Source organism: Teichococcus aerofrigidensis (assembly GCF_054073225.1).
Genome location: NZ_JBSXMU010000010.1, coordinates 22,485 through 49,023, shown reverse-complemented (window position 1 = coordinate 49,023; position 26,539 = coordinate 22,485). Strand labels below are relative to the sequence as shown.

Sequence of the window (26,539 nt, the reverse complement as noted above, 5' to 3'; positions counted from 1 at the left end):
GGGCCCGGCCGCCGGCGGATTATTTGGGCGCCAGCACCATGATCATCTGGCGGTTCTCCAGACGCGGCATCTGCTCGACCTTGGCCAGCTCGACCAGTTCGGTGCGGATGCGCTCGAGAACCTTCACGCCGAGATCCTGGTGCGCCATCTCACGGCCACGGAAGCGCAGGGTGACCTTCACCTTGTCGCCTTCCTCGAGGAAGCCCTTCGCCGCGCGCATCTTCACGTCGTAGTCGTGGTCATCAATGTTCGGGCGAACCTTGATTTCCTTGATCTCGACGATCTTCTGCTTCTTGCGGGCCTCGTTGGCCTTCTTCTGCTGCTCGTACTTGAACTTGCCGTAGTCGGTGATCTTGCACACCGGGGGGACGGCATTCGGGCTGATCTCCAGCAGATCCATGCCCGCGTCATAGGCGCGGAGCAGGGCCTCGCGCGCGCTCATGACGCCGAGCATCTCGCCATCCTGGTCGATCAGGCGAACCTGCGGGACGCGGATATCCTCATTGACCCGCGGACCGTCGCGGGTTGGCAGCTGGTTCGGGATTGGGCCTCGGGCCAGAGTCGGCTCCTGTTGCTGTGGGGGACGAAGCGGAGTGTCTTATGGTGCAGTGGTCACGCAACCGCAACCTCTGTCGGCGCCCTTAGATCGGGCGCCAGCGCCTCCGATGCAAGGGTCTCGACCGCCTCGGCCAGGCTCATGGCCACCTGCTCACGGCCCGGCAGGCGGCGCAGCACCACCCGCCCCTCCTCCGCCTCGCGCCGACCGATCACGGCGAGCACCGGAATGCGCTGCTCGATATGGTCGACGACCTTGCGGTTGATCTTCTCGTTCCGCACGTCCAGTTCCACCGCCAGCCCGGCCTTGCGGAAGGCGGCCGCCACCTCGCGGGCATAGGGGGCCGCCTCGTCCACGATGGTCGCCACCGCCACCTGCGCCGGCGCCAGCCAGAGCGGGAAGCGCCCGGCATGCTCCTCGATTAGGATGCCGAGGAAACGCTCGAAGGAGCCGAGGATGGCGCGGTGCAGCATCACGGGCCGGTGCCGGTTGCCATCCTCGCCGACATAGACGGCGTCCAGCCGCTCGGGCAGCACGAAATCCACCTGCAGGGTGCCGCACTGCCAGTCACGGCCGATGGCGTCGCGCAGCACGAATTCCAGCTTGGGGCCATAGAAGGCGCCCTCGCCCGGGTTCATCTCGTACTCGACGCCGGCGATGCGGCAGGCCTCGTGCAGCGCGCCCTCGGCATGGTCCCAGACCTCGTCCGTGCCGGAGCGCTTCTCCGGCCGGTCGGAGAACTTCACCCGGAAGCTCTCGAAGCCGAAATCGCGATAGACGCGCGAAAGCAGGCTGACGAATTCAACCGTCTCCTGGGCGATCTGCGCCTCGGTGCAGAAGATATGCGCGTCGTCCTGGGTGAAGGAACGGACCCGCATGATGCCGTGCAGCGCGCCCGAGGGCTCGTAGCGGTGGCAGGCGCCGAATTCGGCCATGCGCATCGGCAGCTCGCGATAGGAGCGCAGGCCATGGTTGAAGATCTGCACATGGCAGGGGCAGTTCATCGGCTTCAGCGCCAGGATGCGGTCCTTCTCGGACTCGTCATCCACCGTCGCTAGGAACATGTTCTCCCGATACTTCTCCCAGTGCCCCGAGGCCTCCCACAGCTTGCGGTCCACGAGCTGCGGGGTCCGCACCTCCTGGTAGCGCTCGGCATCCAGCCGCCGGCGCATGTAGTCCTGCACCGTGGTGTAGAGGCGCCAGCCCTTGGGGTGCCAGAAGATGCTGCCCGCCGCCTCCTCCTGGAGGTGGAACAGCCCCATCTCCTTGCCGATCTTGCGGTGGTCGCGCTTCTCGGCCTCCTCCAGCTGGTGGAGATGGGCGTCGAGCTCCTTCTGGTCGCGCCAGGCGGTCGCGTAGATGCGGGAGAGCATGGCGTTGCGATGATCGCCCCGCCAATAGGCGCCGGCCACCTTCATCAGCTTGAAGGCGGAGCCGATGTCGCCCGTGCTCCGCATGTGCGGGCCGCGGCACAGGTCCAGCCATTCGCCCTGTCGGTAGATCGAGATCACCTCGCTCTCCGGCAGGTCGCGGATCAGCTCGGCCTTGTACCGCTCGCCCCGCTTCTCGAAGAACGCGATGGCCTCGGCGCGCGGCCATTCCTCCCGCTCGAAGCTCGCGTTGCGCGCGATGATCTCGCGCATCTTCGCCTCGATCGCCGGAAAGTCCTCCGGGGTGAAGGGCTCGTTGCGCGCGAAGTCGTAGTAGAAGCCGTTCTCGATCGCCGGGCCGATGGTCACCTGGGTGCCGGGGAACAGCTCCTGCACCGCCTCGGCCAGCACATGCGCGGCGTCATGCCGGATCATCTCCAGCGCCTCGGGGTCGCGGCGGGTGATGAAGCGGATCTCGGCATCCTGGTCGATGCGCGCCGAGAGGTCGCGCAGCTGGCCGTCCACCCGCATGGCCAGCGCCGCCTTGGCGAGGCCGGGGCCGATGGCGGCGGCCACGGTCGTGCCGGTCACAGCCCCGTCGAACTGGCGGACGGACTGGTCGGGCAGCGTGATCGCAGGCATCGGAAGGGTCATCCCAGGGTTGAAATCGGGGGGTTGAAAATCGGGCCCGAAATCGGGCGGGGGACCATGCGGCGGCGCCCCCGCCCCGTCAACGAGAAAAGGCCCGCCAAGGACTGGCAGGAGGGATGCGCGCGCCGCCTGCCGGCCAGCCGCCACGGGCCCGGCCACGCCTCAGCCGCCGCCGGGCAGGATCCTCTGCATGAAGAGCAGGTCGAGCCAGCGATCGAATTTGCGGCCGACCTGTCGCAGCACCCCCGCCTCCTCGAAGCCCATGGCCCGGTGCAGGGCGATGGAGGGGGCGTTGGCCGCCTCGATCGCCGCCACCAGGACATGGAGCCCGAGCGCCTCGGCCCGGACCAGCAGCGCCGTCAGGAGGGCCTTGCCGAGGCCGCGCCCCTGCGCCGCCGGCGCCACGTAGAGCGAATGCTCGGCCGTCAGGGCATAGCCGGCGAAGGGGCGGAAGTCGCCGAAGCTGGCGAAACCCAGCACCTCCCCCCCGGAGACCGCCACCAGCACCGGGAGGCCCCGGCCCTGGCGCTCGTGCAGCCAGGCGCGACGGGCCTCCAGCGTCGCCTCGGCGGTGTGCCAGATCGCGGTGGTCTCGCGAATCGCCTGGTTCAGGATGGCGAGGATGGCCGGCAGGTCGGCCTCGGTGGCATCGCGGATCTCGGGCATGGCGGCGGGCGTGTCCATCATGATGGAAATATATCTATCGCATAAGCCGTTAACATGTCACGCCCGTTGACCCCCGGCCGGGGGCGCCTCAGTTTGCCCCGCATCGCGCAGCAGACAAAGGACGACAGCATGCGGCAGGACATCCTTGAGGCGATCAGGGCCTATGAGCCCGAGCTGGTCGAGATCCGGCGGGACATCCACCGCCATCCCGAGACCCGCTTCGAGGAGGTGCGCACCGCCGGGCTGGTGGCCGGCAAGCTGCGGGAATGGGGGTTGGAGGTCGCCGAGGGCATCGGCGGCACCGGCGTCGTCGGTACGCTGAAGGGGCGGCGGCCCGGCCAGCGGGCCATCGGGCTGCGCGCCGACATGGATGCGCTCTTCATCCAGGAGGAGAACGACTTCGCCCATGCCTCCACCGTGCCGGGCAAGATGCACGCCTGCGGCCATGACGGCCACACCACCATGCTGCTTGGCGCCGCCCGCTACCTGGCCGGCAATCCGGACTTCGCCGGCACCGTCCATTTCATCTTCCAGCCCGCCGAGGAGGCCGGCACCGGCGCCCCCGCCATGATCCGCGACGGGCTCTTCGAGCGCTTCCCGGTGGACAGCGTCTGGGGCATGCACAACACGCCGGGCCTGCCGGTCGGGCAGTTCGCGACGCGCCCCGGCCCGATGCTGGCCGGCGCCGATTTCTGGGGCGTCACCTTCCACGGCACCGGCGGCCATGGCGGCGCGGCGCCGCATCTCGCCACCGACGCCACGGTCGTGCTCGGCCACTTCCTGCTGGCCGTGCAGACCATCCTGCCGCGCAACCTGCGCCCCATCGAGAGCGCGGCCCTCTCGGTCGGCCATGTCCAGGGCGGCAGCTTCGGCTCGCCCAACGTCATGCCGGCCAAGGTCGTGGTGCGCGGCACCGCGCGGTATTTCGAGCCCGCCGCCCAGGCCGTCATCCGGCGCCGGCTGCAGGAGCTGGCCGAGACCCTGGCGGCGGCGCATGGCTGCACCGCCGAGCTGAGCTACGAGGCGCTCTGCCCGCCCACCGTCAACGCCGCCGAGAAGGTGCCGGTGGCCATGGCCGCCGCCGCCGCCCTTGTGGGCGCGGAGGAGGTGGGCGAGATCCCGCTCAGCACCGGTGGCGAGGACTTCGCCTTCATGCTGCGCGAGAAGCCCGGCGTCTTCATGCGCATCGGCAACGGCGTGAACCCGGACGGCAGCTTCCACAACGTCCATACGCCGCTCTACGACTTCAACGACGAGATCCTGGCGCTCGGCGCGGCCTACTGGGCCAGCCTGGTCGGCCAGGAGCTTGGCTGGACCGAGGGGGAGGCGGCATGACCTCCCCCATCCCCTCCTCCTCCACGCGGAAGACCGCCATGCGTATCACATCCAGCCTCAAGGCCGCGTTGCTGGGCACCGCCCTGCTCGCGGCCACCCCCGTTCTGACCCCCGCGCTGACGTCCGCCCTGGGCCAGACCCTCTCCATGGGCATCTCGGCGCCGCCGGCCAGCATCGACCCGCAGTATTACACGCTGACGCCGAGCATCCAGCTCTCCTCCCATATGTTCGAGGGGCTCACCCGGCGCGACGGCAATTCCCGCGTCATCCCGGGCCTGGCGGAATCCTGGAAGCTGGTGGACGACACCACCTGGGAATTCAGGCTCCGCCCCGGCGTCACCTTCCACAACGGCGCGCCGCTCACCGCCGAGGACGTGGCCTATTCCGTCCGCCGGCCGCCCACGGTGCAGAGCCCGAGCTCCTTCGCCGTCTATACCCGCGCCATCACCGACATCACGGTGGTCGACGATCGCACCATCCGCTTCCGCACCAACGGCGTCTATCCGCTGCTGCCGAACGACCTGACGCAGATCTTCATCATCCCGCGCTCGCTCGGCGAGGTCGCCTCCTCGGAGTTCAACAGCGGCCGCGCGGCGATCGGCACCGGCCCCTTCCGCTTCGTCTCCTACAGCCCGAACGACCGGGTGGAGATGGCGCGCAACGACGCCTACTGGGGCGACAAGCCGGAATGGGCCAAGGTCGACTACCGCATCCTGACCAATTCCGGAGCCCGCGTGGCGGCGCTGCTCTCGGGCGATGTGCAGATGATCGACAACCTGCCCACCAACGACCTGGCGCGGCTGCGCAAGGACGAGCGGGTGAAGGTGGTCGAGAACACCAGCCTGCGGCTGATCTTCCTCGGCCTCGATGTCTACCGTGACGGCGCCACGCCCGACGTGACCGGCCCGAATGGCGAGACGCTGGACAGGAACCCGCTGCAGGACCGGCGCGTGCGCGAGGCGCTCTCCATCGCCATCAACCGCCCCGCCATCGTCAGCCGCGTGATGGAGGGGGCGGCGGTGCCGGCCGGGCAGTTCATGCCGCCCGGCGCCTTTGGCTACAGCCCCGCCATCGCCGTGCCGAAGTATGATGTCGAGCGGGCCAGGGCGCTGCTGGCCGAGGCCGGCTATCCGAACGGCCTGACCGTCACGCTGCGCGGCCCGAACGACCGCTACGTGAACGACGCGCAGATCCTGCAGGTGGTGGCGCAGATGTGGACGCGCATCGGCGTGAAGACCAATGTGGACGCGCAGCCGCTGGCGACGCTGATCGGTCGGCTGAACCGCTTCGAGGCCTCGGCCTACCTGCTGGGCTGGAGCAACAGCCTGGGCGAGCCCTCCACCTCGCTCCGCGCCGTCCTGGGCTCGCGCGGCACGGCGGGGACGGGCCTGTCCAACTACGGCCGCTACTCCAACCCGCGCGTCGACGAGCTGACGCTGCAGGGCCTGCAGAGCCTGGACGAGGCGAAGCGCGAGGCGCTGCACCAGGAGGCGATGAAGGTGGCGATGGAGGATGTCGCCATCATCCCGCTGCACACCCAGAAGAGCGTCTGGGCGCTGCGGCGCGGCCTCGACTACCGGCCGCGCGTCGACGAGCAGACCCAGGCGACCGAGGTCTTCACCACGCGCTGAGCCTCACCGGGGAGGGGGCCGCCCCCCTCCCCGCGCCAGGATGGTCAGGCCTCGGGCGGTCAGGCCGCGACGGGCAGCCGCACCGCGCTGGTCCAGCCATGCGGGTCCGGCGCCCGGCCGTACTGGATGGCGATGATGGCCTCGTAGAGCTTGCGCGTCAGCGCGCCCGTCTCGCCGCCGCCGATGGTGATGGTCTCGCCCTTGTACTGGAGCTGCCCCACCGGGGAGACCACGGCCGCGGTGCCGGTGCCCCACATCTCGGCCAGCGTGCCGTCACGCCCGGCCTGCATCACCTCCTGGATGTCGATGCGCCGCTCGGAGACGCCGAGGCCCCAGTCGCGCATCAGCGTCAGGATGGAGTTGCGGGTCACGCCGTCCAGGATGGTGCCGGCCAGCGGCGGGGTGACGATCTCGTCGCCGATCCGCATCATGATGTTCATGGTGCCGACCTCGTCGATGAAGCGGCGCTCCACGCCGTCCAGCCAGAGCACCTGGGTGAAGCCGAGCTTCTCCGCCTCCTGCTGCGCCGAGAGCGAGGCGGCATAGTTGGCCGCCGTCTTGGCCTCGCCGAGGCCGCCCTGCACGGCGCGGACATGGGTGTCGGTGGCCAGGATGCGAACCGGCTTCACCCCTTCCTTGTAGTAGGCGCCGACCGGCGAGCAGATGACGAAGTAGGTGTAGCTGTGTGCCGGATGCACGCCGAGCATCACGTCGCGGGCGATGACGGTCGGGCGGATGTAGAGCGAGGTTCCGGCGGCGCGCGGCACCCAGTCATGATCGGCGGCGACGATGGCCTCGAAGGAGGCCCGGATCAGCGCCGGATCCATCTCCGGGATGCAGAGGGCGCGGCAGGAGCGGTTGAGCCGCTCCGCGTGGCGCTGGGCGCGGAACAGGCGGATGCTGCCGTCCTCGCCGCGGAAGGCCTTCAGCCCGTCGAACACCGCCTGGCCGTAGTGCAGCACCGAGGTGGCGGGATCCAGGCTGAAGGGGCCATAGGGCACCACGCGCGGATCGTGCCAGCCCTTCCCCTCCTCATAATCCATCAGGAACATGTGGTCGGTCATGACCTTGCCGAAGCTGAGCGAGGCATCCTCGGGCCTGGGCCGCGGCTGCGTGGTCCGGGTGAAACGGATGGAAGGATCGTTGAAGGGGCTCATCGCGCCGGTTCCCGCACATATGTTTCCTGGCTTGTCATCATAGCGCAATTCTGCTGCGCGACGAGCCTCCACCCCCGGCAGATCACCCATGCGGCGAGGTTCTGTGCCGGTGGCCGCCGCTGGCGCACTTCCCGCTTGCGGGACCGCATCCTTCTGCGGCAGGAACGAGGCCAGACGGACAAGGCGCGGGCCATGTCTCCGCGCCGCCGAGCCAGGAGAGGACCGCCATGACCACGCCGCTGCCCCGCCGCACCCTGCTGGGCCATTCCCTGGGCGCCGCCGCCCTGTCCACTCTGCCCGCGGCGGGCCCCGCCGTGGCCCAGGGAAGCGCGGCCCCGGCCGCCAACTGGCCCACCCGGCCGGTGCGCTTCATCGTCCCCTTCACGCCCGCCGGCACCACCGACATCGCAGCCCGCGTCATCGCGCCCCGGCTGCAGGAACGGCTGGGCCAGCCCTTCCCCATCGAGAACCGCGCCGGGGCGGGCGGCAACATCGGCTCCGACGCCGTCGCCAAGGCCGAGCCGGACGGCTACACCATCCTGATGCAGACCGTCTCCTCGGGCGCCATCAACTACGCGCTCTACGGCAGCGAGATGGGCTACAAGCCGCAGGATCTCGCCAGTGTCGGGCTGGTGATCAAGGTGCCGAACGTCATCTTCGTCACCCCCGCCCTGCCGGTGAAGACCCTGGCGGAGCTCGTGGCACTGGCCAAGAGGGAGCCCGGCAAGCTCAATATCGGCTCCTCGGGCGCCGGCACCTCGCTGCATATGACGGGTGAGCTGCTGAAGCTCGAGGCCGGCATCAACCTCACCCATGTGCCCTTCCGCGGCGCCGGGCCGATGCTGGCCGAGATCATGTCCGGCCGCATCGAGGTCGGCGTGGACAACCTCCCCTCCGCCATCGGCCATATCCGCGACGGCCGGCTGCGGCCGCTGGCGGTCACCACGCCGGTGCGCAGCGAAGCCCTGCCCGATGTGCCGACCACCGCCGAGGCGGGATTCCCCGGTGTCGAGGCCACCGGCTGGTTCGGCGTGCAGGCCCCGGCGAGGACGCCGAGGCCGATCGTCGAGAAGCTCGGCGCGGCCATCGACGCCATCATCGCCGAGCCGGAGACCTGGGCCCGGCTGGCCGATCTCGGCGGCATGAAGCCGGGGCTGACGCCCAATGGCGGCACCAGCCCCGCGGCCTTCGAGGCCTTCGTCGCCGCCGAGGTGACGAAATGGGGCGAGGTGGTGCGCCGCTCGGGGGCCAGGGTGGAGTAGCGGCCGGGGCCGGGGGAGGCGCGGGAAAGGCCAGGCTGCCGCTTGCAGAATGGGGCCCCAGCGTCTAGCACGCGCGCAGAAAACGTTCTCGAAAGGTCGCGCAATGACGCTCTCGCGCCGCCATCTGCTGGCCGCCAGCAGCCTTCTGGCCGCCCCCGCCCTCCTCCCCGCCAGCCTGCGCGCGGAGGCCGCCTATCCCAGCCGGCCGATCCGCCTCGTCGTGCCCTTCCCCGGCGGCGGCGCCACCGACGTGACCGCCCGCGTCATCGCCGAGCGGCTCTCCCAGATGCTGGGCCAGCCCATGGTGGTGGACAACCGCCCCGGCGCCGGCGGCATGCTGGGCAGCGACATGGTCGCGAAGTCGGAGCCGGATGGCTACACGCTGCTGATGTGCACCATCGGCACGGCCAGCATCAACCAGTTCCTCTACACCAAGATGCCCTATGCGCCGAAGGACCTGACGAGCCTCGCGCTGGTCAATTCCCTGGCCAATGTCATCACCGTCCCGGCCAACAGCCCGATCAAGAGCTTCGCCGACCTGCTGAAGCAGGCCAAGGAGAAGCCCGGCGACCTCAGCTACGGCACGCCCGGCAACGGCACCTCCGGCCATATGTGCGGCGAGCTGCTCAAGCACCGCACCGGCACGGACATCTTCCATGTGCCCTATCGCGGCAGCGCCTCGGTGATCCCCGACCTGCTGGGCGACCGGCTCAACATCGCCATCGACAACCTGCCGCCCTACCTGCCGCATATCCAGGAAGGCCGTCTGCGCGCCCTGGCGGTGACCAGCAAGGCGCGCTGGTTCGCCCTGCCGGACGTGCCCTCGGTGGCCGAGAGCGGCGTCGAGGGCTTCGAGGCCGAGGCCTGGTTCGGCGTGCAGGCGCCGAGCAGGACGCCGAAGCCGATCATCGAGCGCGTCTCGGGGCTGATCCTGGAGATCCTGAAGGAGCCCGCCGCCCTGGCCAAGCTGCGCGACATCGGCAGTGAGCCGCGGCCGATGGGACCGGCCGAATTCGACGCCTTCATTGCGCGCGAGGACGCCAAGTGGAAGGACGTCGTCCGCGTCTCCGGCGCGCGGCTCGACTGAACGGGGCGGCGGCCGGGGGATCGCCCCCGGCCCTGCCCTCAGACGTGGAAGCTCTCGCCGCAGCCGCAGCGGCCCTTCTCGTTCGGATTGGTGAAGGTGAAGCCGGCCGACATGGCCTTCACCTCGTAGTCCATGGTGGTGCCGATCAGGAACAGCGTCGCCTTGCGGTCCACCAGCACGGTCACGCCCCTGTCCGAAACCACCTCGTCGCCCGGGCCGGGCGCATCGGCCCAGCTCAGGTCGTAGGCCATGCCGGAGCAGCCCTTGGTCTTGACCGCGATCCGCAGCAGCCGCCCCTCCTGTCCGCCGGCATAGAGGGCGCGCAGGCGTTCGGCCGCCGCCTCCGAGACCTGCATGAGGGGCGGCAGCGCGCGAGCGGGACGGGGCGTGGTGGCGGTGGTGCTCATCTCAACCTCAAGATGGCCAGCGGTCAGTACATGTTCAACGCCAGCCGGGCATCCTCGCTCATGCGCGAGGGGTCCCAGGGCGGGTCCCAGACGATCTCGACCGTGACATCGGTGACCCCGGGCACGGCGCGGACCATCTCCTCCACCTGCCCCGGAAGCTCCTGGGCGGAGGGGCAGGACGGGGTGGTCAGCGTCATCTCGACCTTCACCACGCCGTCATCGCCGATCTCGACGGCATAGATCAGCCCGAGCTCGTAGATGTTCACCGGGATCTCGGGATCATAGACATTGGCGATGGCGCCGATCACCGCGTCCTCGGAGATGCGCGGCGGCGTCTCGCCCTCCGGTGTCCAGCTTCCGTGCCGCTCCTGGGTGGCGGGGCTCCCGTCACTCACTGCTCGCCTCCTTCCCGCTGTTCTCCAGCGCCTCGTTCAGCGTGTGCCAGGCCAGGGTCGCGCATTTCACCCGGCTCGGGAACTCGGAGACGCCGCCCAGGGCCTGCAGGCGCTCCATCTCCTCCGCCAGCCCGGCGCCGCAATCGGGGCAGGCGCCGGTCATCGCCAGCTCGCGGAAGCAGTCGGACAGGTGCCGCGCCTCCTGCTGCGTCTTGCCGCGCACGGTCTCGGTCATCAAGCTGGCCGAGGCCATGGAAATGGCGCAGCCCTTGCCCTGGAAGGCGAGATCGTCCAGCCGCCCGTCCGGCGCCAGCTTCACCCAGAGCTGCATGCGATCGCCGCACATCGGGTTGTCGCCGCGGCCTTCGCGATCGAACGTCTCCAGCCGGCGGAAATTGCGCGGCTTGCGCCCGTGGTCGAGGATGACCTCCTGGTAGAGGTCCCGCAGATCGTCGAACATCAGCCGAAGAACTCCCGCGCCTTGCCGAGCGCCTCCGCCAGGTAATCGATCTCCGCCTCGGTCGTGTAGAGGCCGAAGGAGGCGCGGCAGGTGCTCTCCACTCCAAATCGGGCGTGCAGCGGCTCGGCGCAATGGCGGCCGGACCGGACCGCGATGCCGACGCGGTCCAGCAATGTCGCCAGATCATGGGAATGCGCGTTGTCGAGCGCAAAGGCGAAGACCCCGCCGCGATCCTGTGCCCGGCCGAGCAGCGAGAGCCCCTCGATCGGCGCCAGCCGCGCCATGGCGTGATCGACCAGATGCCGCTCATGCGCCTCGATGGCCGGCATGCCGATGGCCTGGACGTAGTCGATGGCCGCGTGCAGCCCGACCGCCTCGACGATGGGCGGCGTGCCGGCCTCGAACTTCGCCGGCACGGGCGCGGGCAGGAAGCCCTCCAGCGTCACCTCGCTGATCATGTCGCCGCCACCGAGGAAGGGCGGCATGGCCTCCAGCAGCGCCATCCGGCCCCAGAGCACGCCGATGCCGGTCGGGCCATAGAGCTTGTGGCCGGTGAAGACGTAGAAATCGCAGTCCAGGGCCTGGACGTCGACCTGGCGGTGGACCGCCGCCTGCGAGCCGTCGAGCAGCAGCTTCGCGCCATGCGCATGCGCCAGCGCCGCCAGCCGCCCGGCCGGCGTCACCGTGCCCAGCACGTTGGACATATGCGTGACGGCGAGGAGGCCCACCCGGCCATCGGCCAGCTTGGCCTCGACATCGGCGAGGTCCAGCTCCCCGGCATCGGTCACGCGGGCGACGCGCAGCTCGATCCCGCGCTCGGCCTTCAGCATCTGCCAGGGCACCAGATTGGCATGGTGCTCCATCTCGGAGATCAGCACCGCCTGCCCCGGCCTCAGCACGCCACGCCCGTAGCTGTGCGCCACGAGGTTGATGGCGGCGGTGGAGGAGGCGGTGAAGACGATCTCGCGCTCGCTGCCCGCGTTCAGGAAGCCGGCGACGGCGCGCCGCGCCGCCTCATAGGCCTCGGTGGCGGCCTCGGAGAGATGGTAGGCGCCCCGGTGCACATTGGCATAGGCGGTCTCCATCATCCGCGTCATCGCCCGGATGACCTGGCGCGGCTTCTGGGCGGAGGCGCCGGAATCGAGGAAGACGAGATCCTTGCCGCGCACCTTCTCCGCCAGGATGGGGAAATCCTGGCGGATGCGGGCGAGATCGAAGCCGGCCGCGACCGCCCCCTCCATCACGCCGCCATCCTTTCCCACCAGCCGGCCACCGCCTCGGCCAGCGCGGCCCGCGCCGCCTCCTCGGTGACGCCCTCGACCGCCTCCTGCAGGAAGGCCTCGATCAGCATCGAGCGCGCCTGGGCGGCGGGAATGCCACGCGAGCGCAGGTAGAAGACCTGCTCCTCGTCCAGCTCGCCTACCGTGGCGCCGTGGCTGCACTTGACGTCGTCGGCGTAGATCTCCAGCTGCGGCTTGCTGTCGATCTCGGCCTGGTCCGACAGCAGCAGCGCCTGGTTCATCTGGTAGCCATCCGTGCGCTGGGCGACCTGATGGACATGGATCTTGCCCTGGAAGACGCCGCGCGACCTGCCGGCCAGCACCGTCTTGACCGTCTGGCGGCTCGGGCAGTCCGGCGCCGCGTGGTCGAGGAAGGTGGTGCAATCGCCATGCTGGCCATCGCCCAGCAGCTGCGCGCCGTTCAGATGCGCCGCCGCGCGCGGCCCGGCCAGCCGCACATGCGCCTCGCTGCGCGACAGCTTGGCGCCGGCATGCAGCAGGAAGCTGTCATAGGTGCCGCGCGCCGCGACCTCGGCGAAGACGGTGGAAAGGTGGATCGCCCCCTTCCCCTCCTGCTGCATCCGGGCGTGGGTGACATGCGCGTCCTCGCCCACCTCGACCTCGAAGACCGGGCTGTGCAGGTAGCGCCCCTCGCCATGGCCCCAGCTGCGCTCGATCAGCACGAGCTTCGCTCCGGCGCCCAGCCGGATCAGGTGGCGCGGATGCGAGGCGACCGGCCGGTCGGCACGGGTGACGGAGAGCAGCTCGATCACGCCGCCATCCTCGCCCGGCGCGAGATCGATCAGCACGCCATCCTCGAAGAGGGCGGTGTTCAGCGCCACCAGCGGCAGGTCCTCGACCCGCGCCAGGGCGCCGAGGCGGCCCTCCAGCTCCGGAAGGTGCCGCGCCAGGCTGCGCACCGGCGCGTCGGGGTCGGACAGGTCCTGGCTGAACCGGCCATCGACCAGCACGACACGCCGCGGCGCCGCCGGGCGGGGCAGCGGCAGCGCGCTCTCCACCGGGGTCAGGGGCTCGCCGAAGCCGGCCTGGATCAGGGGCGCGAGGTCGGTGTACTTCCAGGCCTCCACCCTGCGGCTGGGGAAGCCCTGGGCGCGGAAGCTCTCGGCGGCGGCCTCGCGCCGCGCCACCAGCCAGGGCAGGCCGCGGCCCGGCAGGCGGGCGCGCAGCCCCTCGAAGCGATGCAGGAAGCCGGCGGCGCCGGCCTCGGTCACGGCAGGCTCACTCACCGCGTTCATGCCGCCTGCACCGAGCCGTAGCCGCTCGCCTCCAGCTGCTGCGCCAGCTCCGGCCCGCCGGACTGCACGATGCGGCCGCCCATCAGCACGTGCACGCGGTCGGGCACGATGTAGTCCAGCAGGCGCTGGTAGTGGGTGATGACCAGCGCCGAGAAGTCCGGGCCGCGCATGGCGTTGACGCCATCGGCCACGATCTTCAGCGCGTCGATGTCGAGGCCGGAATCGGTCTCGTCCAGGATGGCGATGCGCGGCTTCAGCAGCGCCATCTGCAGCACCTCGTTGCGCTTCTTCTCACCGCCGGAGAAGCCGACATTGACGCCGCGCTTCAGCATGTCCTCGGGCATCGACAGGGCGCGCATCCGCTCCCGCGCCAGCTTGAGGAACTGCATGGCGTCCAGCTCGGCCTCGCCCTTGGCACGCCGCTGCGCGTTCAGCGCGGTGCGCAGGAAGTTGGCATTGCCGACACCGGGCAGCTCGACCGGATACTGGAAGGCGAGGAACAGGCCGGCCGCGGCGCGCTCCTCCGGCTCCATGGCCAGCAGGTCCTGGCCCTCGAAGCTCGCGGCGCCGCCGGTGATCTCATAGCCCTCGCGCCCGGAGAGCACGTAGGACAAGGTGGACTTGCCCGAGCCGTTCGGCCCCATGATGGCGTGGATCTCGCCGGTGGGCACCTCGAGGTCGATCCCCTTCAGGATCTCCTTGCCATCAATCTCGGCGGTCAGCCCTTCGATCTTCAGCATCGCTTCCACTTCCGTCCTTGCGGCGCGCGCCCGACAGGATGGCGCCGCCCTTCATCTCGCATCTCAGTTCCGCACCGGCGTGCCGCGACGCCGGGAAAGGCCTCAGCCGACCGAGCCCTCGAGGCTGATCTGCAGCAGCTTCTGCGCCTCGACGGCGAACTCCATCGGCAGCTCCTTCAGCACCTCGCGACAGAAGCCGTTGACGATCAGCCCGACCGCATCCTCCTCCGACAGGCCGCGCTGGCGGCAGTAGAAGAGCTGGTCCTCGGCGATGCGGCTGGTCGTCGCCTCGTGCTCGACCTTGGCGGTCATGCAGCGGTTCTCGATATAGGGCACGGTGTGCGCGCCGCACTGGTCGCCGATCAGCAGGGAGTCGCACTGGGTGAAGTTGCGCGCGCCCGACGCCTTGGGCTGGATCTTCACCAGGCCGCGATAGGTGTTCTGGCCCTTTCCGGCGCTGATCCCCTTGGAGATGATGGTCGAGCGCGTGTTGCGCCCGAGATGGATCATTTTCGTGCCGGTATCGGCCTGCTGGTGGTTGTTGGTGATGGCCACCGAGTAGAACTCGCCCACGCTCTCATCGCCCTGCAGGATGCAGGAGGGGTACTTCCAGGTGATCGCGGACCCCGTCTCGACCTGGGTCCAGGAGATCTTGGAGCGCCGGCCGCGGCAGGCGCCGCGCTTGGTGACGAAGTTGTAGATGCCGCCCTTGCCGTTCTCGTCGCCCGGATACCAGTTCTGCACCGTGCTGTACTTGATCGAGGCATCGTCCAGCGCCACCAGCTCCACCACCGCTGCGTGCAGCTGGTTCTCGTCGCGCATCGGCGCCGTGCAGCCCTCGAGATAGGACACGGTCGCGCCCTCATCGGCGATGATCAGCGTGCGCTCGAACTGGCCGGTGCTCTTGGCGTTGATGCGGAAATAGGTGGACAGCTCCATCGGGCAGCGCACGCCCTTCGGGATGTAGACGAAGCTGCCATCGGTGAAGACGGCGCTGTTCAGCGCGGCGAAGAAGTTGTCCGCCTGCGGCACCACGCTGCCGAGATACTGGCGCACCAGCTCGGGGTGGTTCTGCACCGCCTCGGAGATGGAGCAGAAGATGATGCCCTCCTTCTCCAGCCGGCCCTTGAAGGTGGTGGCCACCGAGACGCTGTCGAACACGGCGTCCACCGCCACCGGCATGCGGCCCTCGGCCGGGCTCTCCCCCGCGCCCTCGACGCCGGCCAGGATGGTCTGCTCGCGCAGCGGGATGCCGAGCTTCTCATAGGTGCGCAGCAGCTCGGGATCGACCTCGTCGAGCGACTTCGGCCCCGGCTTCTTCACCGGCGCGGCGTAGTAGTAGGCATCCTGATAGTCGATGGGGGGATACTTCACCGCCGGCCAGCGCGGCTCCTCCATCGTCCGCCACAGCGCGAAGGCCTTCAGCCGCCAGGCAAGCAGCCATTCCGGCTCGTTCTTCCGCGCGGAGATGAAGCGGACGATGTCCTCGTTCAGCCCCTTGGGGGCGAACTCCATCTCGATCTCGGTCTCGAAGCCGTACTTGTAGGTGCCCGAGGTGACGGAGGCGACGGTATCGATGGTTTCGGTGACGGCGGGCATGGCGTGTTCCCTACTCGGCGGCGGGCGAATGGGCGGGCAGACGGGCCGGCTGCGCCGGCGAATAAGAGCGGGCCGGCTCCGCCGGCGGGCGCGGACGGGCGGGCGGCGCGGCGGAGCATGCGGCGCGGGGCACCGCCAGATCGGCCAGGGTGATGGAGGAGAGCGCGGCGCGGATCGCCTCGTTCACCGGGTCCCAGCGGCCGCGGACGGGGCAGACCGCCTCGGCCTCACAGCCGCCGCTGGCGCCATCGACGCAGGCGGTGAGCGCGATCGGGCCGTCGATGGCGACGATGACCTCGGACAGCGGCATGGCGGAGAGCGGCCGCGCCAGGCGATAGCCGCCGCGCGCGCCGCGCAGCCCCTCGACCAGCCCGGAATGCCCCAGCGTCTTGAGCACCTTGGCCACCGTCGGCTCGGCGATGCCGGTGGCCGCGGCGAGGCCCGGCGCGGTCTGCACCCCGCCCTCGGCCTCGAGCCGCGACAGCACCACCACGGCATAATCCGTCAGTTTCGACAGCCGCAACACGCGGGCCCCTCTTCTTTGAGAATGGTTCTCAGCTAAAACGGACCTGATTCGTCCGCTTTCCGGCAGATGCGCTCGCGTCGTTGCAATGTCAAGAACTTGGCCCCTTTTCGGGCACCGCGCATGGTGCGAGCCTGTGCGCCATGTCCGAGATCGCCCCCGCCGGCCGCCAGGCCGCTCCCGCCGCCCGCCCGGCCTTTCCGCGCCACGCCGCCACCCTGATCCTTTGGCGCCGCAACCATGCCGGGGTGGTGGAGGTGCTGATGGGGATGCGCGCCGCCGGGCACCGCTTCATGCCCAACCGGCTGGTCTTTCCGGGCGGCAGGGTGGATCTGGCGGACCGCGCCGCCGCCGCCGCCACCGAGCTGCGCTCCGCCACCCGCGCCGCGCTCGAGCACCGCGCGCCGCCGCGGCTGGCGCGCGCGCTCGCCATCGCCGCCGCGCGGGAGCTGGAGGAGGAGACGGGGCTGACGCTCGGCGGCGCGGTGCCGCGGCTGGACGGGCTGGAGTATCTCTGCCGCGCGGTGACGCCGCCGACCAGCCCGATCCGCTTCAACGCCCGCTTCCTGATCGCCCCGGCCGAGGCGGCGGAGGGGCGGCTCGCCGGCTCGGGCGAGCTGGAGGGGCTGGGCTACATGCCGCTCGACACCCTGCTCGACCTGCCGGTGGCGCCGATCACCGGCAAGGTGCTGGCCGAGTTCCGCGACTGGCTCGCCATGAGCCCGGAGCAGCGCGAGCGGCGGGCGCTGATCTGGTTCCGCGGCCGCGACAACCGGCGGGTGGACCGGCCGGAGGCGCCGGGCTAGGGGGCCCGGCGCCCGGCAGGCCCGTCAGAGCGCCGCCAGGACCGCCTGGCCGCTCGACACCTCGAAGGCGCCCGGCGCCTCGACCGCGACATGCGTCACCTTGCCATCCTTCGCCACCAGGACGAAGCGCTGGCAGCGCAGGCCGAGGCCGCGCGCCGTCAGGTCCAGCTCCAGGCCGAGCGCCCTGGTGAAGTCGGCGGCACCGTCGGCCAGCATTACCACCTCATCCGCCACGCCCTGGTCCTTGGCCCAGGCGCGCAGCACGAAGGCGTCGTTCACCGCCATGCAGGCGATGGTGTCGACGCCCTTGGCCTTCAGCGCCCCCGCGGTCTCGAGGAAGCTGGGCAGGTGCTTGGCGGAGCAGGTGGGGGTGAAGGCGCCCGGCACGCCGAAGAGCACCACGGTCTTGCCGCCGAAGACCGCCTCGGTCGAGGTCTCGCGCGGGCCCTCCGCCGTGGCCTCGGTCAGCTTCCGCGACGGAATGGTCTCGCCGGTCTGGATGGTCATTAGGCGTTCTCCTCTTTGTGGCGCGCCTGCCGCGCCGCCAGGCCCTGCCGGCTTTTCACAGCCCGGCCCGCACTGTCAACGCGCGATCCGCCGCCGCGCCCCGCGCCCCGCCGCGCCGGACGGCCGGCATGGCGCTTGCGCGGGCCGGCCGCCGCCGCCATGTTGACAGGGTAATGGCAAGACGCGCACGCGAGGATGAGTTGCCCGACGCCTTCCGCAATGCCCAGGGGAAGCCCCTCGGGTCCGCGGCGGGCCAGGCCACCGGAAGCAGCCTGCAGGCCGGCTACCTGAACGGCCAGCTGCTGGTGGCCATGCCCGGCATGCAGGACCCCCGCTTCGCCCGGTCCGTCATCTGCCTCTGCGCCCATTCGGCGGACGGGGCGATGGGGATCGTGCTCAACAAGCCGCTCGACAGCCTCTCCTTCGAGGATCTGCTGAAGCAGCTCGAGGTGGAGCCGGCGCCGCCCCAGCGGCAGATCCGCCTGCTCGCCGGCGGGCCGGTCGAAGGCGGCCGGGGCTTCGTGCTGCACACCACCGACTGGTCGAGCGAGGGCAGCCTGAGGGTGACGGGCGATTTCGCGCTCACCGCCAGCGTCGATATCCTGAAGGCCATCGCCGGCGGCGGCGGGCCGCGCCAGGGCCTGCTGGCGCTCGGCTATGCCGGCTGGGGGCCGGGCCAGCTGGAGGAGGAGATCCAGCGCAACGCCTGGCTCAACGTCTCGGCGGACGAGGCCCTGCTGTTCGAGGGCACGGCCGAGGAGAAGTGGCGGCAGGCCCTGGCCAAGCTGCGGATCGACCCGCTGCTGCTCTCGGGTGTCGCCGGCCACGCCTGAGCCCGCCCGGCGGTCCGCCCCGCCCTGCGATCAGCCCCTCAGGCGGCTGTTTTACGTGAGCGCCCGGCCCGCGCCTTGCCAATTTCCGCGATGCCGGGTCCGCTCTAGGATGTCCGAACCCCTGGAGGACAACGAACCATGGACGCCCCGGCCGAGACACCCTTCATCCGCTTGCATCCCGAGGACAGCGTGCTGATCGCCCGCCGCGCCGCGGCCGAGGGCACGCCCGTCGGACCCAATGTCCTGACCCGCGCCCGCATTCCGCCCGGCCACAAGGTGGCGGTCCGCGCCCATGCGCCGGGCGAGGCGGTGAAGCGCTACGGGCAGATCATCGGCTTCGCCACGCAGCCCATCGCGCCCGGGGACTGGGTGCACGTGCAGAATTGCGGCATGGGCGATTTCGACAAGGATTATGCCTGGGGCGTCGATGCCAGGCCGACGCTCTACGTGCCCGAGCCCGCCACCTTCCAGGGCATCCTCCGCCCCGATGGCCGCGTGGCCACGCGCAACTACATCGGCATCGTCACCAGCGTGAACTGCTCGGCGCATGTCGCCGCGATGATCGCCGATGCCTTCAAGCGCAACCCCTTCACCGGCAACGACCCGCTGGCCGAGTTCCCGAATGTCGACGGCGTCGTCGCGCTGACGCACAAGACCGGCTGCGGCATGGGCGACAATGACGGCCTGCGCATCCTGCGCCGCACGCTGGCGGGCTATGCGCGGCACGTCAATTTCAGCCATGTCATCGCCATCGGCCTGGGCTGCGAGGTCAACCAGATCTCCGGGCTGCTGGAGGAGCAGAACCTCGCCGGCCGGCTGCGCAACATGGACATCCAGTCCATGGGCGGCACCCGCAAGACGGTGGAGGCCGGCATCGCCTTCGTGCGCGAGGTGCTAGCCGAGGCCAACCAGGTGCACCGGCAGGCCGTGCCGGCCAGCCACCTGACCATCGCCCTGCAATGCGGCGGGTCGGACGGCTATTCCGGCATCACCGCCAACCCGGCGCTGGGTCATGCCTCGGACCTGCTGGTGCGGCATGGCGGCACCGTCATCCTCTCCGAGACGCCGGAAACCTATGGCGCCGAGCACCTGCTGACGCGCCGCGCCACCTCCCGCGCGGTGGGGGAGAAGCTGGTCGGGCTGATGCGCTGGTGGGAGGAGTACGCGGCGCGCGGCCAGGCGGAGCTGAACAGCAACCCCTCCCCCGGCAACAAGGCGGGCGGGCTGACCACCATCCTGGAGAAGTCGCTCGGCGCCATGGCCAAGGCCGGCACCACCAACCTCACCGCCGTCTACGACTACGCCGAGCCGGTGACGGAGAAGGGCTTCGTCTTCATGGACACGCCGGGCTACGACCCGGTGGCGGCGACCGGCCAGGTGGCGGGCGGCGCCAACATGGTCTGCTTCACCACTGGCCGGGGCAGCGTCTTCGGCTGCAAGCCGGCGCCCTCGATCAAGCTCGCCACGAATTCCGCCATGTACGAGCGCATGGAGGAGGATATGGACGTCAATTGCGGCACCATCCTCTCCGGCCGCGAGACGGTGGAGGCGTGCGGCGAGCGGATCTTCCAGCTTATCCTGCGCGTCGCCTCGGGCGAGCGCACCAAGAGCGAGAGCTACGACTTCGGCGCGGCGGAGTTCGCGCCCTGGCCGATCGGCGCCACGATGTGACGCGGCCGCCCGCGCGGATGTGAGGCCAGCGCCGCAACATCCGCGCGGCGCCGCCGTTGCAGGCGGAGGCCCTTCGGGAGAACCTCCGCCATGAAACGGTTGCAACAATCCCCGCTGCCCCGCCGCGCCGTCCTGACCGCCGCCGCCCCGGCCCTCGCCGCCTGCGCCTGCGGCCATGCCCTGGCCCAGCCGGTGCAGCAGCACCAGGGCAGCCCCGCCGCCGGCGCCGAACCCTCCACCCGCAGCCAGGTGCTTGGCACGGGCGCGGCGCTGCTGCAGTCCAAGGCGCCGCTGAACGCCATGGACCTCTACCTCAACGGCTTCCATTTCTATGCCGATGACATGGGGCGGCTTGTCGAGGCGCATCACTACTGCACGCATCTCACCGAGGACCTGCATCAGTGCACGATCTTCGACGGCAACCACGCCCAGGCGCGGCTGATCGGCATCGAATACATCGTCTCGGAGCGGTTGTTCCGCGACCTGCCGGAGGAGGAGAAGCCGCTCTGGCACAGCCATCACTATGAAACCACCTCCGGCCTGCTGGTCATGCCCGGCCTGCCGCAGGTGGCGGAGAAGGCCGCGATGCGCGACCTCTCCACCACCTACGGCAAGACCTGGCACACCTGGCAGGTGGACCGCGGCGACACGCTGCCGCTCGGCCCGCCGCGGCTGATGATGGGCTACACGGCGGATGGCCAGCTCGACCCCGCCGCCGTGGCGGAGCGCGACCGCAGGCTCGGCCTCTCGACGCAGGAGCGGCGCGAGGGGCGGGCCGACCTTCCCTTGCCGGCCGTGGCCGAGGGCGCCAATGCCTGGCAATCCGGCCAGACGCCACAGCTGAGGCTGGAGACCGTGCCGGTGCGCAACCGGCGCTAAGGCCCGTTAAACGGTCAGCAGCCGGCGCACCGCCTCCTCGTCCAGCGTGCCGGATGCCCCCGCCAGCGCCACCTCGCCGCGCACCAGGATCGCGAGCTGGTCACCCAGCTCGCGGGCGAACTCGTAATACTGCTCGACCAGCACCACCGCCATGTTGCGGCTCCGGGCCAGCAGCGCGATCACGCGGGCGATGTCCTTGATGACATTCGGCTGGATGCCCTCCGTCGGCTCGTCGAGGATCAGCAGGCGCGGCCGCGCGGTGAGAGCGCGCGCGATGGCGAGCTGCTGCTGCTGCCCGCCGGAGAGATCGCCGCCGCGCCGGCGCAGGAACTGCTTCAGGATCGGGAAAAGCTCGAAGACATCCTCCGGCACCCGGCTGCCGCGCGGCGCGGCGGCGAGCGCGGTCTCGAGGTTCTCCCGCACCGTGAGGAAGGGAAAGATCTCGCGCCCCTGCGGCACGTAGCCGATGCCGGCGCGGGCGCGGTCGGCGGGAGAGAGGGCGGAGATGTCCCTCCCCTCCCAGACGACGCGGCCCCCGCGGATGCGCTCGAGGCCCACGATGGCGCGCATCAGCGAGGACTTGCCGACGCCGTTGCGCCCCAGCACACAGGTGACGCGACCGGGATCAGCGGCCAGCGAGACACCGCGCAGCGCCCGGCTGGCGCCATAGAAGAGATCGATACCTTCGACACGCAGCATGCTCAGCGCCCCAGATAGACTTCGATCACGCGCGGATCGTTCTGGACATGGTCGATCGACCCCTCGGACAGCACGCTGCCCTCGCAGAGCACCGTGACCTTGCTGCCCAGCGCCCGGACGAACTCCAGGTCGTGCTCCACGACGACCACCGAGCGCCGCCCGGCGATGCCGCGCAGCAGGGCGGCGGTGCTCTCCGTCTCCTGATCCGTCATGCCGGCGACCGGCTCGTCGACCAGCAGCAGCCGCGGCTCCTGGATCAGCAGCATGCCGATCTCGAGCCATTGCCGCTGCCCGTGCGACAGGATGGCGGCGCGGTCCCGCGCGCGTTCGGTGAGGCCGATTTCCTCCATCACCGTCTCGATCCGGCGGCGCGCGCTCTCGGCCAGCCGCCAGCGCAGGCAGGACCAGGGATCGCGCGGCGCCTTCAGCGCCAGCTCCAAGTTCTCGAACACCGTCAGGGCATCGAAGACCGTGGGCTTCTGGAACTTCCGGCCGATGCCGAGATTGGCGATCTCAGCCTCGTCCATCCGCGTCAGGTCATGCTCGCCGAAGCTGACCGTGCCGGCGGTCGGGCGGGTCTTGCCGGTGATGATGTCCATCATCGTCGTCTTGCCCGCGCCGTTCGGCCCGATGATGGCCCGCAACTCCCCCGGCTCGATGATCAGCGACAGCGCGTTCAGCGCACGGAAGCCGTCGAAGACCACGGAGACGCCATCGAGGTAGAGCCGGCCCTCGACACCGCCGATCATCGCCCCTCCTCCCTGCGGAACAGGCCTGCCAGACCGCGCGGCAGGAGCAGCGTGACGGCGACGAAGAGGCCACCCAGCACGAAGAGCCAGAGATCCGGCGCGAAGGAGGTGAGCCAGGTCTTGAGGGCATTGACCGAGAAGGCCCCAAGCAGCGCGCCCACCAGCGTGCCGCGCCCCCCGACGGCGACCCAGACCACCGCCTCGATCGAGTTGCCCGGGCTGAACTCGCCGGGATTGATGATGCCGACCAGCGGCACGTAGAGCGCCCCGGCCAGCCCCGCGATCATCGCCGAGAGCACGAACACGCTGAGCTTCACGGCGGTGGTGTCATAGCCCAGGAAGCGCAGGCGGCTCTCCGCGTCGCGCACCGCCACCAGCACCCGGCCGAGCTTGGAGCGGGCGATGTGGCGGCAGAGCAGCAGCGCGGCGCCGAGCGCCAGCAGCGCGGCATAGAACAGCGCCGCGCGGGCGCCGGAGGTATTGAGCGGCATGCCGAGCAGCTCCTTGAAGTCGGTGAAGCCGTTGTTGCCGCCGAAGCCCATGTCGTTCCGGAAGAAGGCCAGCATCAGCGCATAGGTCATGGCCTGGGTGATGATGCTGAGATAGACGCCGGTGATGCGGCTGCGGAAGGCCAGCCAGCCGACCAGCCCGGCGAGCAGCCCCGGCACCGCCAGCGCCATCAGCAGGGCGAAGGGGAAGTGCTGGAAGCCCCACCAGTACCAGGGCAGCTCGGTCCAGCCGAGGAAGACCATGAAGTCCGGCAGCACCGGATGGCCATAGACGCCGCGCGGCCCGATCAGCCGCATCAGGTGCATGCCCATGGCGTAGCCGCCCAGGGCGAAGAAGGCGCCATGGCCGAGCGAGAGGATGCCCGCATAGCCCCAGGCCAGGTCGATGGCCAGGGCCAGGATGGCGTAGCAGATCCACTTGCCCGAGACTGCGACCACGAAGTCCGAGACGTGCAGCGCGGAGTCCTGCGGCAGCTGGTTCAGCACCGGCAGCAACGCCAGGATGGCGAGGCCGCCGAGGAGGAGCCCGCGCAGCACCAGGCCCGGGCGGAGCGCGGTGCGGACCGGCGGATGGGCGGTCGTCGCGCTCATTGTTCGGCCGCCCTGCCGCGGAGCGCGAAGAGGCCCTTCGGCCGGCGCTGGATGAACAGCATGATGCCGACCAGCACGGCGATCTTGGCCAGCACCGCGCCCGCCCATGGCTCCAGCATCTTGTTGACGAGACCGAGGGTGAAGGCGCCGATCATGGTGCCGGCCAGCGAGCCGACGCCGCCGAAGACGACGACCATGAAGCTGTCGATGATGTAGCCGGTGCCGAGATTGGGCGAGACGTTGTCGATCTGGCTCACCGCCACCCCGGCCATGCCGGCGATGCCGGAGCCGAAGGCGAAGGTCATGGCGTCGACGCGGCCGGTGCGGATGCCCATCGTGGCGGCGATGCGGCGGTTCTGCACCACGGCGCGCATCTCGAGGCCGAAGCGGGTGAAGCGGATGGCGGCGACGGTCAGGCCGAGCACCACCAGGGCGAAGAGGATGATCCAGAGCCGGTTCTGCGTCACGGTGACATCGCCCGGCAGGGTCAGCGTGCCCTGCATCCAGGCCGGGCTGACCACCTCGCGGTTCTGCGCGCCGAAGATCAGCCGCACCGCCTGCTGCAGGATCATGCCGACGCCGAAAGTCATCAGCAGCGTCTCCAGCGGCCGGCCGTAGAGGTGCCGGATCAGCCCGCGCTCCAGCGCCACCCCCACCGCCGCCGTGACCAGGAAGGCCGCCGGCACCGAGAGCGGCAAGGACCAGGCGGCCAGCCAGGGAATGCCGCGAAGCGCCTCCTGCACCATCACCGTGGTATAGGCGCCCAGCATCACCATCTCGCCATGCGCCATGTTGATCACGCCCATGACGCCGAAGGTGACGGCGAGGCCGAGCGCGGCCAGCAGCAGGATCGAGCCGAGGGAGAGGCCCTGGAACGCCGTCTCGGCCATCTGGCGCAGCTTCAGCCGCCCGTCGATGGCCGCGATGGCCGCGTCGATCCCGTCCGCGGTCTCGGCCCCCGCGGCGCGCGCCTCCAGCAGCAATCCGCGCGCCTCGGCGGAGCTGCTGGCACCGAGCGTCGCGATGCCGGCGCGCCGTGTCGCCACGTCCCCCGACATCAGCCGCGCGGCGGCGAGCGCCATTTCCATGCGGCGGCCCACCGCCGGCACGGTCTCGCGCGCCAGCGCCTGCTCCAGCAGCGGGATGTTCTCCGCGCTGCGGCTGCGGAACAGCCCCTCCGCGGCGGCGGCGCGCACCGCCTCCTCGGGCGACATCAGTTGCAGGCGGCCCAGCGCGCCGCGCAGCGCCGCGCGCACGCGGTTGTTGATGCGCACCACCTCGCCCGGCCCGGCGGCCGGGGCGCCCGAAAGCGCCTCGCGCACCGCGCCATTCTGGGCGATCAGCAGCGTGCCATCGGCCTGCTTCTGCAAGCGGCCTTCGGCCAGGGCCTGGAGCAGCGGCAGGGCGCGCGGATCACCCAGCGCGCCGAGCCTCTCTACCGCCTCGGCCTGGGCCGTGAAGCTTCCGGCCAGGGTCGCTGCGGTGGCCTCGAAACTCTCCTGCGCCTGCGAGGCAGCCGGGATCAGCAGGAGCGAGGCCAGCAGGCACAGGAGGCGGAACATCAGCCGGCCTTGGCGCGGTTGGCGTTCTCGGGGATGAAGGGCGACCAGTTCTCGGCCTTGATCGCCGTCGGCGTCTTGTAGACCACGTTGAACTGGCCGTTCTCCATGATCTCGCCGATCATCACCGGCTTGGAGAGGTGGTGATTCTCGAACATCTGCTCGGTGTAGCCGCAGGGGGCCTCCACCTTCTGGCCGTACATGGCGCTCCGCACGGCATCGACGGCGGTCGTCTTGGCCTGGCCCACCGCTTGGGTCCACATCCTGAAGCCGGTGTAGGTGGCTTCCATCGGGTCGTTGGTGACGCGCTTCGGGTTCTTGATGTAGGACGCCCACATCTTCTCGAACTCGGTGTTCACCGGGCTGTCGACCGACATGAAGTAGTTCCAGGCGGCCAGGTGGCCGACCAGCGGCTTGGTGTCGATGCCGGCCAGCTCCTCCTCGCCCACCGAGAAGGCGACGGAGGGAATGTCCTCGGCCTTGATGCCCTGGTTGCCCAGCTCGCGGTAGAACGGCACGTTGGCGTCGCCGTTGATGGTGGAGACGATCGCCGTCTTCTTGCCCTGGCTGGCGAACTGCTTGACGCGGCTGACGATGCCCTGCCAGTCGGAATGTCCGAAGGGGGTATATTCCTCCAGGATGTCGGCATCGGCGATGCCCTTGCTGTTCAGGAAGGCGCGCAGGATGCGGTTGGTGGTGCGGGGATAGACATAGTCGGTGCCCAGCAGCGCGATGCGCCTGGCGCCGCCGCCATCCTCACTCATCAGGTATTCGACGGCCGGGATTGCCTGCTGGTTCGGCGCGGCACCGGTGTAGAAGACGTTCTTCGACTGCTCCTCGCCCTCGTACTGCACCGGATAGAACAGCAGGCCGTTGAGCTCCTCGAAGACCGGCAGCACCGACTTGCGGGAGACCGAGGTCCAGCAGCCGAAGGTGACGTCCACCTTGTGCACCTGCAGCAGCTCACGCGCCTTCTCGGCGAAGAGCGGCCAGTTGGAGGCCGGGTCGACCACCACCGCCTCCAGCTTGCGGCCCAGCACGCCGCCCTTCCGGTTCTGGTCCTCGACCATCATCAGCACGGTGTCGCGCAGCGCCGTCTCGCTGATCGCCATCGTGCCGGAGAGGGAATGCAGCACGCCGACCTTGATCGGGCCGCTCCCCTGCGCGAGGGCGGGGCGGATGGCCGGCATGGCCAGGGCGCCGGCCGCCGCGCCGAGCAGCGCGCGCCGGGAGACGGGGAAGCGGACGGTCATGGGATCGGGTCTCCTGCAAGCGGCGGCCGGTGGAGGCCCGGCCTCATCGCGGCGCGCAGTCTCGCGGCGATCCTCCCACCGGCGTTATACGTCAAATGACGTAGCCCC

General features: G+C 70.2%; 26 protein-coding genes. 8 read left to right on the top strand and 18 right to left on the bottom strand.

Features of this window, described 5'->3' with window-relative positions; genetic code table 11:
* Nucleotides 1-19 precede the first annotated feature (19 nt).
* The 3 genes from infC to ACVMLK_RS04405 all read right to left on the bottom strand — a co-directional run bounded on the left by infC (nt 20) and on the right by ACVMLK_RS04405 (nt 3,264).
* On the bottom strand, nt 20-532 hold the full coding sequence (infC, locus tag ACVMLK_RS04415; RefSeq protein ID WP_232477126.1) for a translation initiation factor IF-3: 513 nt from the start codon (nt 530-532) through the stop codon (nt 20-22).
* Between the two features lie 80 nt (nt 533-612).
* On the bottom strand, nt 613-2,568 hold the full coding sequence (thrS, locus tag ACVMLK_RS04410) for a threonine--tRNA ligase (RefSeq protein ID WP_198366367.1): 1,956 nt from the start codon (nt 2,566-2,568) through the stop codon (nt 613-615).
* A gap of 171 nt (nt 2,569-2,739) precedes the next feature.
* Entirely contained in the window at nt 2,740-3,264 is a 525-nt protein-coding gene (locus ACVMLK_RS04405) for a GNAT family N-acetyltransferase (RefSeq protein ID WP_422922901.1), read from the bottom strand.
* Between the two features lie 108 nt (nt 3,265-3,372).
* On the opposite strand from ACVMLK_RS04405, the gene ACVMLK_RS04400 reads away from it, so the two are divergent.
* Both ACVMLK_RS04400 and ACVMLK_RS04395 read left to right on the top strand, forming a co-directional pair.
* A complete protein-coding gene (locus tag ACVMLK_RS04400) occupies nt 3,373-4,578 on the top strand; it encodes an amidohydrolase (RefSeq protein WP_457485738.1) in 1,206 nt (401 codons plus the stop codon).
* Between the two features lie 38 nt (nt 4,579-4,616).
* Nucleotides 4,617-6,209, top strand: coding sequence for an ABC transporter substrate-binding protein (locus ACVMLK_RS04395; protein ID WP_457485737.1), 1,593 nt, complete (start codon nt 4,617-4,619; stop codon nt 6,207-6,209).
* 59 nt (nt 6,210-6,268) lie between these two features.
* Here ACVMLK_RS04395 and ACVMLK_RS04390 read toward each other — a convergent pair whose 3' ends face one another.
* Nucleotides 6,269-7,366: a branched-chain amino acid aminotransferase gene (locus ACVMLK_RS04390; RefSeq protein WP_198366363.1), complete on the bottom strand. Its 1,098-nt coding sequence runs from the start codon at nt 7,364-7,366 to the stop codon at nt 6,269-6,271.
* 227 nt (nt 7,367-7,593) lie between these two features.
* Between ACVMLK_RS04390 and ACVMLK_RS04385 the strand changes: the two genes are divergently transcribed.
* Together ACVMLK_RS04385 and ACVMLK_RS04380 are read left to right on the top strand one after the other, a co-directional pair.
* Entirely contained in the window at nt 7,594-8,628 is a 1,035-nt protein-coding gene (locus ACVMLK_RS04385; protein WP_457485736.1) for a Bug family tripartite tricarboxylate transporter substrate binding protein, read from the top strand.
* Between the two features lie 103 nt (nt 8,629-8,731).
* A complete protein-coding gene (locus tag ACVMLK_RS04380; RefSeq protein ID WP_198366362.1) occupies nt 8,732-9,715 on the top strand; it encodes a Bug family tripartite tricarboxylate transporter substrate binding protein in 984 nt (327 codons plus the stop codon).
* A gap of 38 nt (nt 9,716-9,753) precedes the next feature.
* On the opposite strand, the gene ACVMLK_RS04375 is transcribed toward ACVMLK_RS04380, so the two are convergent.
* The 8 genes from ACVMLK_RS04375 to ACVMLK_RS04340 all read right to left on the bottom strand — a co-directional run bounded on the left by ACVMLK_RS04375 (nt 9,754) and on the right by ACVMLK_RS04340 (nt 16,378).
* Nucleotides 9,754-10,122, bottom strand: a complete 369-nt coding sequence (locus ACVMLK_RS04375; protein WP_198366361.1) for a HesB/IscA family protein — start codon at nt 10,120-10,122, stop codon at nt 9,754-9,756.
* 23 nt (nt 10,123-10,145) lie between these two features.
* On the bottom strand, nt 10,146-10,517 hold the full coding sequence (locus ACVMLK_RS04370; protein WP_198366360.1) for an SUF system Fe-S cluster assembly protein: 372 nt from the start codon (nt 10,515-10,517) through the stop codon (nt 10,146-10,148).
* Nucleotides 10,510-10,977 carry a Fe-S cluster assembly sulfur transfer protein SufU gene (sufU, locus tag ACVMLK_RS04365; protein WP_198366359.1) on the bottom strand — a complete coding sequence of 156 codons (468 nt, stop codon included), beginning with the start codon at nt 10,975-10,977 and terminating at the stop codon, nt 10,510-10,512. Before sufU ends, ACVMLK_RS04370 begins: the two co-directional genes overlap by 8 nt.
* Nucleotides 10,977-12,218: an aminotransferase class V-fold PLP-dependent enzyme gene (locus ACVMLK_RS04360; RefSeq protein WP_457485744.1), complete on the bottom strand. Its 1,242-nt coding sequence runs from the start codon at nt 12,216-12,218 to the stop codon at nt 10,977-10,979. The genes sufU and ACVMLK_RS04360 overlap by 1 nt, the downstream gene beginning before the upstream one ends.
* Nucleotides 12,218-13,513: a Fe-S cluster assembly protein SufD gene (sufD, locus tag ACVMLK_RS04355; protein WP_457485735.1), complete on the bottom strand. Its 1,296-nt coding sequence runs from the start codon at nt 13,511-13,513 to the stop codon at nt 12,218-12,220. The genes ACVMLK_RS04360 and sufD overlap by 1 nt, the downstream gene beginning before the upstream one ends.
* On the bottom strand, nt 13,510-14,253 hold the full coding sequence (gene sufC, locus ACVMLK_RS04350; protein WP_422922884.1) for a Fe-S cluster assembly ATPase SufC: 744 nt from the start codon (nt 14,251-14,253) through the stop codon (nt 13,510-13,512). Before sufC ends, sufD begins: the two co-directional genes overlap by 4 nt.
* 102 nt (nt 14,254-14,355) lie before the next feature.
* Nucleotides 14,356-15,852 (bottom strand): Fe-S cluster assembly protein SufB, encoded by a 1,497-nt coding sequence (gene sufB, locus ACVMLK_RS04345; protein WP_457485734.1) that lies wholly within the window; start codon nt 15,850-15,852, stop codon nt 14,356-14,358.
* A gap of 10 nt (nt 15,853-15,862) precedes the next feature.
* A complete protein-coding gene (locus tag ACVMLK_RS04340; protein WP_198366349.1) occupies nt 15,863-16,378 on the bottom strand; it encodes an SUF system Fe-S cluster assembly regulator in 516 nt (171 codons plus the stop codon).
* A 140-nt stretch (nt 16,379-16,518) separates the two neighbouring features.
* Between ACVMLK_RS04340 and ACVMLK_RS04335 the strand changes: the two genes are divergently transcribed.
* Entirely contained in the window at nt 16,519-17,181 is a 663-nt protein-coding gene (locus ACVMLK_RS04335; RefSeq protein WP_422922880.1) for an NUDIX domain-containing protein, read from the top strand.
* Between the two features lie 24 nt (nt 17,182-17,205).
* Here the strand turns inward: ACVMLK_RS04335 and ACVMLK_RS04330 are convergent, their stop codons facing one another.
* Nucleotides 17,206-17,688 (bottom strand): peroxiredoxin, encoded by a 483-nt coding sequence (locus ACVMLK_RS04330; protein ID WP_198366347.1) that lies wholly within the window; start codon nt 17,686-17,688, stop codon nt 17,206-17,208.
* Nucleotides 17,689-17,861: 173 nt separating this feature from the next.
* On the opposite strand from ACVMLK_RS04330, the gene ACVMLK_RS04325 reads away from it, so the two are divergent.
* From ACVMLK_RS04325 to ACVMLK_RS04315, 3 genes are all read left to right on the top strand, one after another.
* Nucleotides 17,862-18,521, top strand: coding sequence for a YqgE/AlgH family protein (locus tag ACVMLK_RS04325; protein WP_198366346.1), 660 nt, complete (start codon nt 17,862-17,864; stop codon nt 18,519-18,521).
* Nucleotides 18,522-18,659: 138 nt separating this feature from the next.
* Nucleotides 18,660-20,192: a UxaA family hydrolase gene (locus tag ACVMLK_RS04320; protein ID WP_457485733.1), complete on the top strand. Its 1,533-nt coding sequence runs from the start codon at nt 18,660-18,662 to the stop codon at nt 20,190-20,192.
* Nucleotides 20,193-20,282: 90 nt separating this feature from the next.
* Complete coding sequence (locus ACVMLK_RS04315) at nt 20,283-21,071, top strand: OBAP family protein (protein WP_457485732.1); 789 nt, start codon at nt 20,283-20,285, stop codon at nt 21,069-21,071.
* Nucleotides 21,072-21,077: 6 nt separating this feature from the next.
* Here the strand turns inward: ACVMLK_RS04315 and urtE are convergent, their stop codons facing one another.
* From urtE to urtA, 5 genes are read right to left on the bottom strand one after another with little or no spacing between them, the layout of a single operon-like run.
* Nucleotides 21,078-21,770 carry an urea ABC transporter ATP-binding subunit UrtE gene (gene urtE, locus ACVMLK_RS04310; RefSeq protein WP_198366344.1) on the bottom strand — a complete coding sequence of 231 codons (693 nt, stop codon included), beginning with the start codon at nt 21,768-21,770 and terminating at the stop codon, nt 21,078-21,080.
* 2 nt (nt 21,771-21,772) lie between these two features.
* Nucleotides 21,773-22,519, bottom strand: a complete 747-nt coding sequence (gene urtD, locus ACVMLK_RS04305; protein ID WP_422922873.1) for an urea ABC transporter ATP-binding protein UrtD — start codon at nt 22,517-22,519, stop codon at nt 21,773-21,775.
* Nucleotides 22,516-23,619, bottom strand: coding sequence for an urea ABC transporter permease subunit UrtC (urtC, locus tag ACVMLK_RS04300; protein ID WP_198366342.1), 1,104 nt, complete (start codon nt 23,617-23,619; stop codon nt 22,516-22,518). The genes urtD and urtC overlap by 4 nt, the downstream gene beginning before the upstream one ends.
* The gene (gene urtB, locus ACVMLK_RS04295; protein ID WP_457485731.1) at nt 23,616-25,181 is read right to left on the bottom strand and encodes an urea ABC transporter permease subunit UrtB; all 1,566 of its coding nucleotides are present in this window, start codon (nt 25,179-25,181) and stop codon (nt 23,616-23,618) included. Before urtB ends, urtC begins: the two co-directional genes overlap by 4 nt.
* Nucleotides 25,181-26,431, bottom strand: a complete 1,251-nt coding sequence (gene urtA, locus ACVMLK_RS04290) for an urea ABC transporter substrate-binding protein (protein WP_457485730.1) — start codon at nt 26,429-26,431, stop codon at nt 25,181-25,183. Before urtA ends, urtB begins: the two co-directional genes overlap by 1 nt.
* Nucleotides 26,432-26,539: the final 108 nt, after the last annotated feature.

Excerpts from the sequence above, each read along its gene's own strand:
- thrS (WP_198366367.1), bottom strand. The coding sequence starts at position 2,568 with ATGCCTGCGATCACGCTGCCCGACCAGTCCGTCCGCCAGTTCGACGGG.
- ACVMLK_RS04405 (WP_422922901.1), bottom strand. The coding sequence starts at position 3,264 with ATGATGGACACGCCCGCCGCCATGCCCGAGATCCGCGATGCCACCGAG.
- ACVMLK_RS04400 (WP_457485738.1), top strand. The coding sequence starts at position 3,373 with ATGCGGCAGGACATCCTTGAGGCGATCAGGGCCTATGAGCCCGAGCTG.
- ACVMLK_RS04395 (WP_457485737.1), top strand. The coding sequence starts at position 4,617 with ATGCGTATCACATCCAGCCTCAAGGCCGCGTTGCTGGGCACCGCCCTG.
- ACVMLK_RS04390 (WP_198366363.1), bottom strand. The coding sequence starts at position 7,366 with ATGAGCCCCTTCAACGATCCTTCCATCCGTTTCACCCGGACCACGCAG.
- ACVMLK_RS04385 (WP_457485736.1), top strand. The coding sequence starts at position 7,594 with ATGACCACGCCGCTGCCCCGCCGCACCCTGCTGGGCCATTCCCTGGGC.
- ACVMLK_RS04380 (WP_198366362.1), top strand. The coding sequence starts at position 8,732 with ATGACGCTCTCGCGCCGCCATCTGCTGGCCGCCAGCAGCCTTCTGGCC.
- ACVMLK_RS04375 (WP_198366361.1), bottom strand. The coding sequence starts at position 10,122 with ATGAGCACCACCGCCACCACGCCCCGTCCCGCTCGCGCGCTGCCGCCC.
- sufU (WP_198366359.1), bottom strand. The coding sequence starts at position 10,977 with ATGTTCGACGATCTGCGGGACCTCTACCAGGAGGTCATCCTCGACCAC.
- ACVMLK_RS04360 (WP_457485744.1), bottom strand. The coding sequence starts at position 12,218 with ATGGAGGGGGCGGTCGCGGCCGGCTTCGATCTCGCCCGCATCCGCCAG.
- sufD (WP_457485735.1), bottom strand. The coding sequence starts at position 13,513 with ATGAACGCGGTGAGTGAGCCTGCCGTGACCGAGGCCGGCGCCGCCGGC.
- sufC (WP_422922884.1), bottom strand. The coding sequence starts at position 14,253 with ATGCTGAAGATCGAAGGGCTGACCGCCGAGATTGATGGCAAGGAGATC.
- sufB (WP_457485734.1), bottom strand. The coding sequence starts at position 15,852 with ATGCCCGCCGTCACCGAAACCATCGATACCGTCGCCTCCGTCACCTCG.
- ACVMLK_RS04335 (WP_422922880.1), top strand. The coding sequence starts at position 16,519 with ATGTCCGAGATCGCCCCCGCCGGCCGCCAGGCCGCTCCCGCCGCCCGC.
- ACVMLK_RS04330 (WP_198366347.1), bottom strand. The coding sequence starts at position 17,688 with ATGACCATCCAGACCGGCGAGACCATTCCGTCGCGGAAGCTGACCGAG.
- ACVMLK_RS04325 (WP_198366346.1), top strand. The coding sequence starts at position 17,862 with ATGGCAAGACGCGCACGCGAGGATGAGTTGCCCGACGCCTTCCGCAAT.
- ACVMLK_RS04320 (WP_457485733.1), top strand. The coding sequence starts at position 18,660 with ATGGACGCCCCGGCCGAGACACCCTTCATCCGCTTGCATCCCGAGGAC.
- ACVMLK_RS04315 (WP_457485732.1), top strand. The coding sequence starts at position 20,283 with ATGAAACGGTTGCAACAATCCCCGCTGCCCCGCCGCGCCGTCCTGACC.
- urtE (WP_198366344.1), bottom strand. The coding sequence starts at position 21,770 with ATGCTGCGTGTCGAAGGTATCGATCTCTTCTATGGCGCCAGCCGGGCG.
- urtD (WP_422922873.1), bottom strand. The coding sequence starts at position 22,519 with ATGATCGGCGGTGTCGAGGGCCGGCTCTACCTCGATGGCGTCTCCGTG.
- urtC (WP_198366342.1), bottom strand. The coding sequence starts at position 23,619 with ATGAGCGCGACGACCGCCCATCCGCCGGTCCGCACCGCGCTCCGCCCG.
- urtB (WP_457485731.1), bottom strand. The coding sequence starts at position 25,181 with ATGTTCCGCCTCCTGTGCCTGCTGGCCTCGCTCCTGCTGATCCCGGCT.
- urtA (WP_457485730.1), bottom strand. The coding sequence starts at position 26,431 with ATGACCGTCCGCTTCCCCGTCTCCCGGCGCGCGCTGCTCGGCGCGGCG.